This is a genomic window from Streptococcus mobilis (genome assembly GCF_059727625.1).
Genome location: NZ_AP041823.1, coordinates 2,060,924 through 2,076,511, shown reverse-complemented (window position 1 = coordinate 2,076,511; position 15,588 = coordinate 2,060,924). Strand labels below are relative to the sequence as shown.

The following is a 15,588-nucleotide window of genomic DNA, read 5'->3' as shown; positions in this document are numbered from 1 at the left end:
GTGAATCAATTAAAAGAGAAGCTGCAAGAGTTTTGGAAGAAGGTTCAAAAATTCTTTGCAAAGATGTATACAGAAACTCCGAATAAGGAAAAAAATGAGGAAAGTAGCTGGTCTGTCGGCGATATTTTTGCGACCTTTTTGCGCACCCTCAAACTCTTGTGGGATGTGATGATCGCCCTGTTCGTGTGCCTCTTTTTATTTGGCGCAGGGATCGGGATTGGTTATGCGGCGAGCCTCTTTAGCAATGTCAAGGTTCCAAAGACAGAAGAATTGGTCCAGCAGGTCCGCAACGTTAGCAGTGTTTCAAAACTGACTTATTCCGATAAGAGCTTGATTGCAGAAGTGGACAGTGATTTGATCCGCACGCCAGTAGCAGGAGATGCCATTTCAGACAATGTCAAGAAGGCTGTGATTGCTACTGAGGATGAGAATTTTGAAAGCCACAAGGGGGTTGTGCCTAAAGCCGTTCTTCGGGCAACACTTGGATCTGTAGCCGGTGTGGGCTCCTCTAGTGGGGGATCAACTCTGACCCAGCAGTTGATCAAACAGCAAGTCGTCGGAGACGCTCCAACCTTTACTCGTAAGGCGACAGAGATTGTCGATGCCTTGGCTTTAGAGCGGGGAATGGATAAAAATGAAATCCTAACCACCTACTTAAATGTTTCGCCTTTTGGACGAAACAATCGGGGACAAAATATTGCGGGTGTGGAAGCTGCGGCTCAAGGGATCTTTGGTGTCTCTGCCAAAGACTTGTCCGTTCCACAAGCGGCCTTTATCGCTGGCTTGCCACAAAGTCCGATTGTCTACTCTCCTTATGCTGCAGACGGTAGCCTAAAGAGCAAGGAGAACCTCGAGTTAGGTCTGGCGCGTGCCAAAGACGTTTTGTTCAATATGTACCGGACGGGAGCTTTGTCGAAAAAAGACTACGAGACCTATGCTCAGTACGACTTGACCAAAGACTTCATGGCTCCAGATGGTATCGAGAAAACACCGCATGACTACCTCTACTTCCAAGCTATGGCAGAAGCAAAAGAGGCCATGTATGATTACTTGATCAAGCGAGACAATGTCACCAAGCAAGACTTGAAAAATAATGAAACCGTCAAGGCTTACCAAGAATTAGCGGAGAGCGAGTTGCGCGAAGGTGGCTACACCATTCAAACCACGATTAACAAACCGGTTCACAATGCGATGCAGGCCGCGGTATCGAATTTTGGAAGTGTCTTGGATGATGGGACGGGTCTTGTAGAAGTTGGGAATGTCCTTATGGACAACCGAACGGGTGCCGTTTTAGGATTTATCGGTGGACGGAATTTTGACGGCAACCAAAACAACCATGCTTTTGATACAGAGCGTTCCCCAGGGTCTACTATCAAACCGCTGTTGGCATATGGGATTGCCATCGACCAAGGCTTGATGGGAAGCAATAGCATCCTTTCTAACTACCCGACTAATTTCTCAAGTGGGGAGCCGATCATGCACGTGGATAGCCGAGGGACAGCCATGATGGATCTTCGTGAGGCCCTCAATACCTCATGGAATATTCCAGCTTACTGGACTTACCGGACCCTTCGTGAAAAGGGTGTGGATGTTCCATCCTACATGAAGAAAATGGGCTATGATATCCCTGAATATGGTATTGAGAGTCTGCCGATGGGGGGAGGAATTGAGGTCACTGTTGCCCAACATACCAATGGTTTCCAAACCATTGCTAACAATGGGAACTACCTCAAACGCTACATGGTAGAGCAAATCATTGATCGAGATGGGGATGTAGTCTACAAGCACGAGGCAGATCCTGTTCGTGTTTACTCTCCAGCAACGGCAACGATTATGCAGGATCTCTTGCGCGGGGTTATTACGTCTGGTGCAACAACGACCTTTAAGTCACGGATTAGCCAAGTCAACCCAACGCTGGCAGGTGCTGACTGGATTGGAAAAACCGGTACCACTAACTCAAATGGGGATATGTGGCTCATGCTGTCCACCCCAAATGTTTCTTTAGGAGGTTGGATCGGCCATGACAACAATGCTTCCATGCAGACCTTGACCGGATACAACAACAATGCCCAATACATGGCGCAGTTGGCGAATGCGATCTACCAAGCAGATCCAAGTCTCTTCGGAATTCAGGATAAATTCACTCTCGATAAGAGTGTGATCCGCTCTGAAGTGCTCAAATCGACTGGTGAAAGACCGGGCCGCGTCAATGTCAATGGTAGGGATATCGATGTGAGCGGTCAAATGGTGACGAGCCTTTGGGCCAAAAACGGAGCGCCAACCACTCAATACCGCTTTGCCATCGGGGGATCGGATAGCGATTATCAAAGTGCTTGGGCAGCGATTCTCGGTAATTCCAGTGGAAATCAGTCGAATAATAAGAACAATTCGACAACCAATAGTTCATCCAGCAATAGTTCAAATCGAAACAGCTCAAATCGTGGCAATCGACGCTAGTCTGATCCAGTAGAAAACCTGGAGAAAGCCTTGATTTTTGTAGCAAAAAACGGTATAATAGTGATAACTAATTTGTCGTGTGCTTTATTTGAAATATTGTCCAAATAAGAGCTTACAGCAGTTAAATCTTACTTGAATAAGTCGATTTAGCTGCTCTTTTTGTGCCTATTTTTCAGAAAAATCCTAGTTTGTTACACAAATTTAATTTTTCTAAAAATTACAAAAAGCGGCGAATGAGGTGAAGAGACAGCTCTTCACGTGATGCAAATCACACAATTGTAGTTAAAACCGGATAGGTGGTGAAAGTCATTTTACCAAGCTATCCTAGTATGGAAAAAGGAGCTAAAAACTTTGGCAGGACATGACGTTCAATACGGGAAACATCGGACCCGTCGTAGTTTTTCAAGAATCAAAGAGGTTCTTGATTTACCAAACTTGATTGAAATCCAGACAGACTCATTCAAAGATTTCTTGGATCATGGCTTGAAGGAAGTATTTGAAGATGTGCTTCCCATCTCAAACTTCACGGATACAATGGAATTGGAATTTGTGGGTTATGAAATCCGCGAACCTAAGTATTCGCTTGAAGAAGCGCGCATCCACGATGCCAGCTACTCAGCACCAATCTTTGTGACCTTCCGTTTGGTCAACAAAGAAACAGGTGAAATCAAGACCCAAGAAGTTTTCTTTGGTGATTTCCCAATCATGACTGAAATGGGAACTTTCATCATCAATGGTGGAGAACGGATTATCGTATCTCAGTTGGTCCGCTCACCAGGTGTCTACTTCAATGATAAGGTGGACAAGAATGGTAAGGTTGGTTATGGATCAACTGTTATCCCTAACCGTGGGGCTTGGTTAGAGCTTGAAACAGACTCAAAAGACATTGCTTACACACGTATCGACCGCACACGTAAAATTCCATTTACAACTCTTGTGCGTGCTCTTGGATTCTCTGGAGATGATGAAATCATCGATATCTTTGGGGACAGCGAATTGGTTCGCAATACCATTGAAAAAGATATCCACAAAAATCCAATGGATTCACGGACAGATGAAGCCCTCAAAGAAATCTACGAGCGTCTTCGTCCAGGTGAACCAAAAACAGCGGAAAGCTCACGTAGCTTGTTGGTAGCTCGTTTCTTTGATCCACGTCGTTATGACTTGGCACCAGTTGGTCGCTACAAGATCAACAAGAAACTCAATATCAAGAACCGCTTGTTGAACCAAACAATCGCAGAACCATTGGTAGATGCTGAAACAGGGGAAATCCTTGTAGAAGCTGGTACTGTCATGACGCGCGATGTGATCGACAGCATCTCTGAACAATTGGATAACGGTTTGAACAAAATTACCTACATTCCAAATGATGCTGCTGTTTTGACAGAACCAGTAGAATTGCAAAAATTCAAAGTTGTCGCTCCAACAGATCCAGACCGCGTTGTTACCATCATCGGGAATGCCAACCCATCTGACAAAGTGCGCATCGTAACTCCAGCTGATATCTTGACAGAAATGAGCTATTTCTTGAACCTTGCAGAAGGTATTGGTCGCGTGGATGATATCGACCACCTTGGAAACCGTCGGATTCGTGCCGTTGGTGAATTGCTTGCCAACCAAGTGCGTCTTGGACTTTCACGGATGGAACGAAACGTTCGCGAACGGATGTCTGTACAAGATAACGATGTCTTGACACCACAACAAATCATCAACATCCGCCCAGTAACTGCAGCAATTAAAGAATTCTTTGGTTCTTCACAGTTGTCACAGTTCATGGACCAACACAACCCACTTTCTGAGTTGTCTCACAAACGTCGTTTATCTGCCTTAGGGCCTGGTGGTTTGACACGTGACCGTGCCGGATATGAAGTGCGTGACGTGCACTATACCCACTATGGTCGTATGTGTCCAATCGAAACACCTGAAGGACCAAACATCGGTTTGATCAACAACTTGTCATCTTATGGACACTTGAACAAATATGGTTTCATCCAAACACCATACCGTAAAGTGGACCGTGAAAAAGGTGTAGTGACCAACGAAATCGTTTGGTTGACAGCCGATGAAGAAGATGAGTACATCGTCGCTCAGGCCAACTCTAAGTTGAACGAAAAAGGTGGCTTTGCTGAGCCAATCGTTATGGGACGTCACCGTGGTAACAACCAAGAATTCCCATCTGATCAAGTCGACTACATGGACGTATCTCCAAAACAAGTAGTTGCCGTTGCGACAGCATGTATTCCTTTCTTGGAAAACGATGACTCCAACCGTGCCCTCATGGGTGCCAACATGCAACGTCAGGCTGTGCCATTGATCGATCCAAAAGCCCCTTACGTGGGTACTGGTATGGAATACCAAGCAGCCCATGACTCAGGAGCTGCAGTCATTGCTCAACACGATGGTAAAGTTACTTATGCAGATGCAGACAAGGTAGAAGTTCGTCGGGAAGATGGATCTCTTGATGTTTACCATATCCAAAAATTCCGTCGTTCAAACTCAGGTACGGCTTACAACCAACGTACTCTTGTAAAAGTTGGCGATGTTGTTGAAAAAGGTGACTTTATCGCTGACGGCCCATCGATGGAAAAAGGGGAAATGGCCCTTGGTCAAAACCCAATCGTCGCTTACATGACTTGGGAAGGGTATAACTTCGAGGATGCCGTTATCATGAGCGAACGCTTGGTGAAAGAAGATGTCTACACATCTGTTCACTTGGAAGAATTTGAATCAGAAACACGCGATACCAAGTTAGGCCCTGAAGAAATTACCCGTGAAATTCCAAACGTTGGGGAAGATGCTCTTCGTGACTTGGATGAAACAGGTATTATCCGTATTGGTGCAGAAGTAAAAGAAGGCGATATCCTTGTCGGTAAGGTAACACCGAAGGGTGAAAAAGACCTTTCTGCTGAAGAACGTCTCCTTCACGCGATCTTTGGAGATAAATCTCGTGAAGTGCGGGATACTTCTCTTCGTGTACCTCACGGTGGAGATGGAGTCGTTCGCGATGTTAAGATCTTTACGCGTGCAAACGGAGATGAATTGCAATCTGGTGTTAACATGTTGGTTCGTGTTTACATCGCACAAAAACGCAAGATCCGCGTCGGAGATAAGATGGCCGGTCGTCACGGAAACAAAGGGGTTGTGTCTCGTATTGTTCCAGTTGAAGATATGCCTTACCTTCCAGACGGTACACCAGTTGATATCATGTTGAACCCTCTTGGGGTGCCATCACGTATGAATATCGGTCAGGTTATGGAACTTCACCTTGGTATGGCGGCGCGTAACTTGGGTATCCACATCGCAACACCAGTCTTTGATGGAGCAAGCTCAGAAGACCTCTGGGATACTGTGAAAGAAGCTGGTATGGATAGCGATGCCAAGACGATTCTTTACGATGGACGTACAGGTGAGCCGTTTGACAACCGTGTTTCTGTCGGTGTCATGTACATGATCAAGCTTCACCACATGGTTGATGATAAACTCCATGCCCGTTCAGTCGGACCTTACTCAATGGTTACCCAACAACCACTCGGAGGAAAAGCTCAGTTTGGTGGACAACGTTTCGGGGAAATGGAAGTGTGGGCCCTTGAGGCTTATGGTGCATCAAATGTCCTTCAAGAAATCTTGACTTACAAGTCAGATGATGTCAACGGACGTTTGAAAGCTTATGAAGCGATTACCAAAGGTAAACCAATTCCAAAACCAGGTGTACCAGAATCCTTCCGCGTTCTTGTCAAAGAATTGCAATCTCTTGGTCTTGACATGCGTGTCTTGGACGAAGATGATCAAGAAGTGGAACTTCGTGACCTCGATGAAGGGGAAGACGATGATGTGATTCATGTGGATGACCTTGAAAAAGCACGTGAAAAAGCAGCCAAGGAAGCAAAAGCAGCCTTTGATGCTGAAGAATCAGAAAAATAATCAGTAAAAATGATTGTCTTGTAAGAAACCAATGCTTCTGACAGGATGATTCGATAACAAGATACAGACACAAGGAGGTGGCAAGAAAGTTTTCTTTCTTTCCCCACCTAAGCTGTATCCAAATGAAACAAGTATGAAAACAAGGAAAGGTAAGAAATAGTGGTTGATGTAAATCGTTTTAAAAGTATGCAAATCACCCTAGCTTCTCCAAGCAAGGTCCGTTCATGGTCTTATGGAGAGGTCAAGAAACCTGAAACAATCAACTACCGTACATTGAAACCAGAACGTGAAGGTCTCTTTGATGAAGTCATCTTTGGACCTACAAAAGACTGGGAATGTGCGTGTGGGAAATACAAACGGATCCGTTACAAAGGGATCGTTTGTGACCGCTGTGGGGTTGAAGTAACACGTGCCAAGGTTCGTCGTGAACGTATGGGACACATCGAGTTGAAAGCGCCTGTATCACACATCTGGTACTTCAAAGGCATCCCTTCTCGTATGGGATTGACCTTGGATATGAGCCCTCGTGCCCTTGAAGAAGTCATTTACTTCGCAGCTTACGTGGTGATCGATCCAAAAGATACACCACTTGAGCACAAATCCATCATGACAGAACGTGAATACCGTGAACGCTTGCGTGAATACGGACCAGGTTCCTTTGTAGCTAAGATGGGTGCAGAAGCGATCCAAGACCTCTTGAAACAAGTAGATTTGGAAGCTGAAATTGCTCTCTTGAAAGAAGAATTGAAGACTGCAACTGGTCAAAAACGTGTGAAGGCTGTTCGTCGTTTGGATGTCTTGGATGCCTTCTACAAATCTGGCAACAAGCCAGAATGGATGGTTCTCAACATCCTTCCAGTTATTCCACCAGATCTTCGTCCGATGGTCCAATTGGATGGTGGCCGTTTTGCTGCCTCTGACTTGAACGACCTCTATCGTCGTGTGATTAACCGGAACAACCGTTTGGCACGTTTGCTTGAGTTGAATGCCCCTGGTATCATCGTGCAAAACGAAAAACGGATGCTCCAGGAAGCCGTTGATGCTTTGATCGATAACGGTCGTCGTGGTCGTCCGATCACAGGACCAGGTAGCCGTCCACTCAAATCATTGAGCCACATGCTCAAAGGGAAACAAGGACGCTTCCGTCAAAACTTGCTCGGTAAACGGGTGGACTTCTCAGGACGTTCCGTTATCGCCGTTGGTCCAACTCTTAAGATGTACCAATGTGGTGTGCCACGTGAAATGGCCATCGAGCTCTTCAAACCATTTGTCATGCGTGAAATCGTTGCGCGTGATATCGTACAAAACGTTAAAGCTGCAAAACGCTTGGTCGAACGTGGAGATGAACGCATCTGGGATATCCTAGAAGAAGTGATCAAAGAACACCCAGTTCTCTTGAACCGCGCACCGACCCTTCACCGTTTGGGAATCCAAGCCTTTGAACCTGTCTTGATTGACGGGAAAGCTCTTCGCTTGCACCCACTTGTCTGTGAAGCCTACAATGCCGACTTTGACGGTGACCAAATGGCCATCCACGTACCGCTTTCAGAAGAAGCTCAAGCAGAAGCTCGTATTTTGATGCTGGCTGCTGAGCACATCTTGAATCCGAAAGACGGGAAACCAGTCGTTACCCCATCTCAGGACATGGTTTTGGGGAACTACTACCTCACTATGGAAGAAGCTGGTCGTGAAGGCGAAGGCATGGTCTTCAAAGACCGTGATGAAGCGGTCATGGCCCTTCGCAATGGCTATGTTCACTTGCATACCCGTGTCGGAATTGCGACAGATAGCTTGAACAAACCATGGACAGAAGCGCAACAACACAAGATTCTCTTGACAACTGTTGGTAAGATCCTCTTTAACGATATCATGCCTGCAGAACTTCCATACCTTCAAGAGCCAAATAATGCTAACTTGACAGAAGGCGTTCCAGCTAAGTACTTCTTGGAACCTGGTCAAGATGTCAAAGCAGCGATTGAGAAATTGGAATTAAACGTTCCATTCAAGAAGAAAAATCTTGGAAATATCATCGCAGAAATCTTCAAACGCTTCCGTACAACTGAAACATCTGCATTCTTGGACCGTTTGAAAGACTTGGGTTACCATCATTCAACCCTTGCTGGTTTGACAGTGGGGATTGCCGATATTCCGGTCGTTGAAGACAAGGCAGAAATCATTGAAGAATCTCACAAACGTGTGGAACAAATCACCAAACAATTCCGTCGTGGTTTGATCACAGATGACGAACGCTACAATGCCGTTACAGCTGAATGGCGTGCAGCCCGTGAAAAATTGGAAAAACGCTTGGTGGATAACCAAGATCCGAAGAACCCAATCGTTATGATGATGGACTCTGGAGCCCGTGGTAACATTTCAAACTTCTCGCAACTTGCCGGTATGCGTGGTTTGATGGCCGCTCCAAACGGACGGATCATGGAATTGCCAATCCTGTCAAACTTCCGCGAAGGTTTGTCAGTACTCGAAATGTTCTTCTCAACTCACGGTGCCCGTAAAGGGATGACCGATACGGCCTTGAAGACAGCCGACTCAGGTTACTTGACTCGTCGTTTGGTTGACGTGGCCCAAGACGTCATTATCCGTGAAGACGACTGTGGAACAGATCGTGGACTTGTGATCCGTGCCATTACTGATGGTAAGGAAATGATCGAGCCACTCGAAGAACGCTTGACTGGTCGTTATACCAAGAAATCTGTTAAACACCCTGAAACAGGTGAAGTCATCGTTGGTCCAGATACTTTGATTTCAGAAGACCTAGCACGTGAAATTGTCAAAGCTGGTGTTGAAGAAGTCACTATCCGCTCTGTCTTTACATGTAACACCCGCCATGGTGTCTGCCGTCACTGTTATGGTATCAACTTGGCGACTGGTGATGCGGTTGAAGTGGGTGAAGCAGTCGGAACTATCGCTGCCCAATCTATCGGGGAACCTGGTACACAGTTGACCATGCGTACCTTCCACACGGGTGGGGTTGCCTCAAATACCGATATCACGCAAGGTCTTCCTCGTGTCCAAGAAATCTTTGAAGCCCGCAATCCAAAAGGGGAAGCGGTCATCACTGAGGTCAAAGGGGAAGTCACAGCGATCGAAGAAGATGCTTCTACACGCACCAAGAAAGTCTTTGTTAGCGGAGCAACTGGTGAGGGCGAATACGTTGTCCCTTACACTGCCCGCATGAAAGTCGAAGTGGGAGATCAAGTCTCTCGTGGTGATGCTCTGACAGAAGGGTCTATCCAACCAAAACGTCTCCTTGCCGTTCGTGATGTCTTGTCTGTTGAAACTTACCTTCTTGCGGAAGTACAAAAAGTATACCGTAGCCAAGGGGTAGAAATCGGCGACAAACACATCGAGGTAATGGTGCGTCAAATGATCCGTAAAGTACGTGTCATGGATCCAGGAGATACAGACCTTCTCATGGGTACTCTGATGGACATTACAGACTTTACAGATGCTAATAAGGATGTCCTTATTTCTGGTGGAGTTCCTGCGACTGCTCGTCCAGTCCTTATGGGAATCACCAAAGCCTCTCTTGAAACCAACAGTTTCTTGTCAGCGGCTTCCTTCCAGGAAACAACTCGTGTCCTTACTGACGCAGCGATCCGTGGTAAGAAAGACCATCTCCTTGGACTTAAGGAAAATGTTATCATTGGTAAGATTATTCCTGCAGGTACAGGTATGGCTCGTTACCGTAACTTGGAACCACAAGCGATTAATGAAGTTGAAATTATCGAAGAAGTGCCATTAACAGATGGAACAGTCGATGAAGTTCAAACAGCTGAAGTCGTAGAAGAATAAGAAAATTAGTCGGAACTACAAGTTCCGGCTTTTTTTTGAAAAAAGGAACCAATAGCAATTAGGCAGTCTATTTTTGAAAAATAATGGTGAAAATCACCTGAAAACTACCTGAAAAATCATGCTCTGAGCAGAAAACTTTTATTCTCAAAGGATTTTCTATATAATAGAGGATACAAAGGATGGAAGAGTTTATGTATCGAGTGATTGAAATGTACGGGGACTGTGAACCCTGGTGGTTTTTAGAAGGTTGGGAAGAAGATATCGTGAGTAGTCGGAAGTTTGAAGACTATTACCAGGCTTTGAAATACTACAAGCAGAAGTGGTTGGAGTTAAATGAGCACTTTCCAAGTTATAAGAGTCGGAGTGACCTCATGACGATCTTTTGGGATACCAAGGAGCAAGAGTGGTGTGAGGACTGCAGTGAAGATGTGCAGTTTTTCCATTCGATTGTCCTCCTAGAAGACGAGCATAAGATCCCTAAAAGCAAGCTCCGCCCAGGCTACGAAAAGGAAAGAGGCAGTCGCAAACACCGTTCTTGTCAATATACACTCGATTCAAAAAAGGGGACGACCCTGTTATAAGAGACATTCGGAAGATTTTCTAGAGCGATCTAGAAAGTCTTCTTTTTTTGTCTTCTTTTTCGAATAGTATAAGTGAGAGGAGGAACTATGGTTCAAGAAATTGCAAAAAAACTGATCCGTATGGGGAAAAAGGAAGAAGCTCAGGATCTTTACTTCATTCCTCGGAAGGAGGAGTACCAAGTTTTTATGAGGGTGGGAGACGAGAGGCGCTTTGTGCAGTCCTTTCCTTTTGAGGAGATGACAGCTATTATCAGCCACTTTAAGTTCGTAGCAGGGATGAATGTGGGAGAAAAAAGGCGCAGCCAGCTAGGATCGTGTGATTACCCTTTGGAGAATGGAGTGGTTTCGATTCGCTTGTCGACTGTGGGAGATTATCGTGGCTATGAAAGCTTGGTTATTCGGCTCTTGCATGATGAGGAACGCGAATTACGGTTTTGGTTTGATCAACTACCTGAGTTGAAGAAGAAATTGGCTGGTCGTGGGCTTTATCTTTTTGCGGGTCCTGTTGGTTCGGGAAAGACCACTCTCATGCATGCTTTAGCGCAAGAGCGCTTTGCAGATCAGCAAGTCATGTCTATTGAAGATCCTGTCGAGATCAAGCAGGATAATATGCTTCAGCTTCAGCTGAATGACCAGATTGGCATGACCTATGACAACCTGATCAAACTCTCCTTGCGCCATCGGCCGGACCTTCTCATTATTGGAGAGATCCGAGATAAGGAAACAGCTCGTGCAGTCGTACGAGCTAGTTTGACAGGAGTCACCGTCTTCTCTACGATTCATGCCAAGAGCGTTCGAGGTGTTTATGAGCGCCTTTTAGAGCTTGGAGTGAGTGAGGAAGAGCTCAAGATTGTTTTACAAGGTATTTGCTACCAACGATTAATTGCAGGAGGAGGTGTGGTCGATTTTGCGACGGAAAACTACCAAGAGCACTCAGCCAGCCACTGGAACCAACAAATGGATCTCTTGGCTCAATCGGGATATATCCAGCTGGCTCAGGCCCAAGCCGAAAAAATTATCTACCGCTAAACAAAAGCAAATCATTGAATTGTTTTTGAATCTTTATTCGAGTGGTTTTCATCTGTCTGAGATTGTCGATTTTCTGGATCGCTCTCACCTAGTGGAGAGTCGTTTGGTTTCCCAGATGCGAGAGGACCTTTCTCGGGGGCGGAGTTTTTCAGAGATGATGGCAGGGATCGGTTTTTCAGATGCGGTGACGACACAGCTGTCTCTCGCTGAGCTTCATGGTAATCTTGCATTGAGCTTGGAGAAAATCAGTGCTTACTTAGAAAACATGCGCAAGGTCAAGAAAAAGCTGATTGAGGTGAGCACCTATCCTCTTATCTTACTTGGATTTTTAGTTTTGATTATGCTTGGCTTGCGTAATTATTTGCTCCCTCAAATGGATGCTCAAAATATTGGGACGCAATTGATCAGTTCCTTCCCCCAACTCTTTTTGGCCTTAGGAGCGGGACTGGTGACCTTCTTCTTACTCGGCTTTCTCTATTATCGAAAGTCAGGCAAGATCAAGGTTTTTAGAAGTTTGTCTCATTTGCCTTTCGGAAAAGGCATGATTCAAGCTTATTTGACAGCCTATTATGCTAGAGAATGGGGCAATCTGATTGGGCAAGGATTGGAATTGACTCAGATTTTTTCCATGATGCAGGAGCAAAAATCCCAGCTTTTTCAAGAAATTGGAAGGGACTTAGCTCTTTCTTTAGATCGTGGCCAGTCCTTCTCAGAGACGGTCAGGGGGTATCCTTTTTTCAAAAAAGAATTGCCCCTTATGATTGAATATGGTGAAGTCAAATCAAAGCTCGGAAGTGAGCTAGAGATCTATGCTGAAAAAACATGGGAAGATTTCTTTCGTCGGGTTCACAAGGCCATGAATGTGATACAACCCTTGGTGTTTGTCTTTGTGGCTCTTGTGATTGTGTTACTCTATGCAGCCATGTTGCTGCCGATTTATCAAAATATGGAGGTTCATTTATGAAAAAATTAAAAACCTATCAGGTTAAGGCCTTTACACTTATTGAAATGTTAGTCGTCTTATTGATCATCAGTGTGCTCTTATTGCTCTTTGTGCCGAATTTGACCAAGCAAAAAGACTCCGTGAAAGAGACAGGAAATGCAGCGGTTGTGAAGGTGGTCGAAAGCCAGGCTGAATTGTATGAGCTCAATCATACCAATGACCAAGCCACTCTATCAAAGCTAATTGCTGATGGAAATATTACCAACAAACAAGCAGAGTCCTACCGTGCCTATTATGCGAAAAATAGTGGAGAAACTCGTGCGGTTGCAGATTAAGGCCTTCACCTTGGTGGAGACCCTTCTGACCTTGATGATCGTTAGTTTTATTTATCTGGGCTTATCGGGATCGATCAAGACGAGCTTTCAGCAGGTGGAAGAAAAAGTATTTTTTGCAGAGTTTGAACACCTCTATCAAGAAAGCCAAAAGATAGCCTTGGCAAGGCAAACGGAATTGGATGTTGAAGTGACTGCAAGGAAGATTCAAACGCCCTACCAGACGGTGGAGATTCCTGATTCTGTCATTTTGCAAGATCCTAAAACTATTCGTTTAGACCGTGCAGGTGGCAATTCATCCCTGGCCAATGTTCACTTTCAGACACAGAGAGGAGTGGTGACCTATCAACTGTCGCTTGGAAATGGGAAAATTAAAAAAAGCATCCGTTCCCGCTAGTATTCTTATAGAATCTTTAGTAGCCTTGGGTTTATTTGCCATGATTACGACCTTATTGTTAGGGGAGATCCGGCGTTCGCGCAAGGAGCGACTAGCGGATTTCAAAGAGGTAGAGGTCTTATCTGTCGCTCAAATGGCGCTTCAGACAGGGCAAAATCATCTAGAGGCCAATGGTATTCAGGTTCAAGTCGAAAAAGATGCCGATCAACTCACGGTCTATCATCAAGGAAAGGTGGTGCTGCATGTGGAATAAAAGGAGGATCAAAGCCTTTACCTTGCTCGAAGCCTTAGTTGCTCTCTTAGTGCTCAGTGGGGGTGTGTTGGTCTTTCAAGGCTTGACCAAGCTCCTGCATGCTGAATTGGACTACCAGGCGCATCAAAAGCAGGAAGAATGGATACTTTTTCAGCAACAATTGCAGGTGGAATTGGACCGGAGTCATTTTGAAAAAGTAGCGGACAATCATATCTACTTGGTTCAGGATCAAAAACCAATTGCCATTGGTCAATCTAAAGGAGATGATATCCGAAAAACAGATGATAAGGGCAGGGGTTATCAGCCTATGATTTCAGGGGTTCGCTCTAGCCAAATTTGGCAGGAGGGAGAGTTGCTTCATCTGCGATTGAATTTCGAAGAAGGTCTAGAAAGGGAGTATGTCTACCATGTGGTACCAGCGATGCAAAATGAAAAAAGTTAAGGCTGGCGTCTTGCTTTACGCTCTCTTGATGGCAGCGATTTTTAGTCTCTTACTTCAGTTTTACCTGCACCGTCAGGTTGCGGAGAGACGGATCTTAAAGACGAGTCAAGAGCGTCTTCGGGCCTATGCGTTGGTGCAATTGGCTCTTGAAAAGAGAAAGAGTGATGAGAAGACATCAGAGATTCATTTAAAGTCTGGAACTGTTCAGCTAAGGCAGGATATTGGTTTTCTTCATGCCCAAGCTGAGATGAATGGCGAAAGCTATGAGTTTGTCCTTCCAGTAAGGGAAGAAAAAGAAAGTAGCAAGAGCCAAAAAGAAAAGAAGAAACAGAAAGATAAGGAGAAGGCAAGGACCGAAACGTCTTCTGAAGAGACGCCAAACGAGGCTAAGGAACCATCGGAAAATAGCGAAAAAGACTAATTTTTGGTATGATAGGGTGCGGAGGAAATCATGAATTTCGAAAAAATTGAACAAGCTTATACCTATCTATTAGAAAACACTCAAAGTATTCAAAATGAATTGTCGACCAACTTTTATGACGCCTTGATTGAACAGAATGCCATGTATTTGGATGGCAAGACAGATCTAGACATTGTTAAAAACAATAGCCAAAAATTAAAAGAACTAGGTTTAAGTAAGGAAGAATGGCGCAGAGCCTACCAATTCCTTTTTATGAAAGCTACTCAGACAGAGCCTTTACAAGCGAATCACCAGTTCACACCAGATGCGATTGGTTTTATCATTACATTTTTGATCGATCAGTTGGCCAAAGGCGACCAACTGGATGTCTTAGAAGTGGGAAGTGGAACCGGAAATCTCGCTGAGACTATTGTCAACAATAGCCGTCTCACGATTGATTACTTAGGATTGGAGGTAGATGATCTCTTGATTGATCTATCTGCTAGTATCGCAGATGTGATGGAGTCCAGTGTTGTCTTTGCACAAGGCGATGCGGTTCGCCCACAAGTTTTGAAAGAAAGTGACTTGATCGTTAGCGACTTACCAATTGGTTATTATCCAGATGATGCGATTGCACAGCGCTATCAGGTGGCGAGCTCCGAAGGCCATACCTATGCCCATCACCTCATGATGGAACAGGCTCTGAAATATCTGAAACCTCAAGGAGTTGCCATCTTTTTAGCTCCAAATAACCTCTTGACAAGCCCTCAGAGTGATCTGTTGAAAGCTTGGCTAACAGACAAGGCCCAAATCCTTGCCATGCTGACCTTGCCAGAATCTCTTTTTTCAAATCCAGCCTATGCTAAGACGATTTTCGTCCTACGAAAACAAGAAGAAGAGTCTGTTCAGCCCTTTGTTTATCCTTTTACCGATCTCCAGGATCAAGACCAGGTGGTTCACTTCACGGAAAGTTTCCAAAACTGGTTAAAGGATAGTGAAATTTGATCAAAGATCTGATAT

12 protein-coding genes are annotated in these 15,588 nt (G+C 45.0%); all 12 read left to right on the top strand.

Translation table 11 applies throughout. The annotated features are described in order from the left end of the window. Positions 1-2,457: a penicillin-binding protein PBP1B gene (gene pbp1b, locus AC6IZR_RS09975; protein ID WP_462128705.1), complete on the top strand. Its 2,457-nt coding sequence runs from the start codon at positions 1-3 to the stop codon at positions 2,455-2,457. Positions 2,458-2,808: 351 nt separating this feature from the next. After that, positions 2,809-6,378, top strand: coding sequence for a DNA-directed RNA polymerase subunit beta (gene rpoB, locus AC6IZR_RS09970; protein WP_497848540.1), 3,570 nt, complete (start codon positions 2,809-2,811; stop codon positions 6,376-6,378). A gap of 159 nt (positions 6,379-6,537) precedes the next feature. Continuing rightward, positions 6,538-10,191 carry a DNA-directed RNA polymerase subunit beta' gene (gene rpoC, locus AC6IZR_RS09965; protein WP_003009742.1) on the top strand — a complete coding sequence of 1,218 codons (3,654 nt, stop codon included), beginning with the start codon at positions 6,538-6,540 and terminating at the stop codon, positions 10,189-10,191. Positions 10,192-10,382: 191 nt separating this feature from the next. Further along, on the top strand, positions 10,383-10,772 hold the full coding sequence (locus AC6IZR_RS09960; RefSeq protein WP_214259679.1) for a DUF1033 family protein: 390 nt from the start codon (positions 10,383-10,385) through the stop codon (positions 10,770-10,772). Positions 10,773-10,859: 87 nt separating this feature from the next. After that, complete coding sequence (gene comGA / locus AC6IZR_RS09955; protein ID WP_497848539.1) at positions 10,860-11,801, top strand: competence type IV pilus ATPase ComGA; 942 nt, start codon at positions 10,860-10,862, stop codon at positions 11,799-11,801. Next, positions 11,734-12,765, top strand: a complete 1,032-nt coding sequence (gene comGB, locus AC6IZR_RS09950; RefSeq protein ID WP_497848949.1) for a competence type IV pilus assembly protein ComGB — start codon at positions 11,734-11,736, stop codon at positions 12,763-12,765. The genes comGA and comGB overlap by 68 nt, the downstream gene beginning before the upstream one ends. Next, entirely contained in the window at positions 12,762-13,079 is a 318-nt protein-coding gene (comGC, locus tag AC6IZR_RS09945) for a competence type IV pilus major pilin ComGC (RefSeq protein WP_195189954.1), read from the top strand. Before comGB ends, comGC begins: the two co-directional genes overlap by 4 nt. Then, positions 13,069-13,473 (top strand): competence type IV pilus minor pilin ComGD, encoded by a 405-nt coding sequence (gene comGD, locus AC6IZR_RS09940; RefSeq protein ID WP_003004513.1) that lies wholly within the window; start codon positions 13,069-13,071, stop codon positions 13,471-13,473. Before comGC ends, comGD begins: the two co-directional genes overlap by 11 nt. After that, positions 13,439-13,726, top strand: coding sequence for a competence type IV pilus minor pilin ComGE (gene comGE / locus AC6IZR_RS09935; RefSeq protein WP_003004353.1), 288 nt, complete (start codon positions 13,439-13,441; stop codon positions 13,724-13,726). Before comGD ends, comGE begins: the two co-directional genes overlap by 35 nt. After that, positions 13,716-14,168 carry a competence type IV pilus minor pilin ComGF gene (comGF, locus tag AC6IZR_RS09930; RefSeq protein WP_497848538.1) on the top strand — a complete coding sequence of 151 codons (453 nt, stop codon included), beginning with the start codon at positions 13,716-13,718 and terminating at the stop codon, positions 14,166-14,168. The genes comGE and comGF overlap by 11 nt, the downstream gene beginning before the upstream one ends. After that, complete coding sequence (comGG, locus tag AC6IZR_RS09925; protein WP_497848948.1) at positions 14,134-14,589, top strand: competence type IV pilus minor pilin ComGG; 456 nt, start codon at positions 14,134-14,136, stop codon at positions 14,587-14,589. Before comGF ends, comGG begins: the two co-directional genes overlap by 35 nt. 30 nt (positions 14,590-14,619) lie before the next feature. Beyond that, the gene (locus AC6IZR_RS09920) at positions 14,620-15,573 is read left to right on the top strand and encodes a class I SAM-dependent methyltransferase (protein ID WP_497848537.1); all 954 of its coding nucleotides are present in this window, start codon (positions 14,620-14,622) and stop codon (positions 15,571-15,573) included. The last annotated feature ends 15 nt before the right edge of the window (positions 15,574-15,588 follow it).

Bases quoted from the DNA above. Each gene is read 5' to 3' on its own strand.
- AC6IZR_RS09960 (WP_214259679.1), top strand. From the start codon at position 10,383: ATGTATCGAGTGATTGAAATGTACGGGGACTGTGAACCCTGGTGGTTT.
- comGA (WP_497848539.1), top strand. From the start codon at position 10,860: ATGGTTCAAGAAATTGCAAAAAAACTGATCCGTATGGGGAAAAAGGAA.
- comGC (WP_195189954.1), top strand. From the start codon at position 12,762: ATGAAAAAATTAAAAACCTATCAGGTTAAGGCCTTTACACTTATTGAA.
- comGE (WP_003004353.1), top strand. From the start codon at position 13,439: ATGGGAAAATTAAAAAAAGCATCCGTTCCCGCTAGTATTCTTATAGAA.
- comGF (WP_497848538.1), top strand. From the start codon at position 13,716: ATGTGGAATAAAAGGAGGATCAAAGCCTTTACCTTGCTCGAAGCCTTA.
- comGG (WP_497848948.1), top strand. From the start codon at position 14,134: ATGTGGTACCAGCGATGCAAAATGAAAAAAGTTAAGGCTGGCGTCTTG.
- AC6IZR_RS09920 (WP_497848537.1), top strand. From the start codon at position 14,620: ATGAATTTCGAAAAAATTGAACAAGCTTATACCTATCTATTAGAAAAC.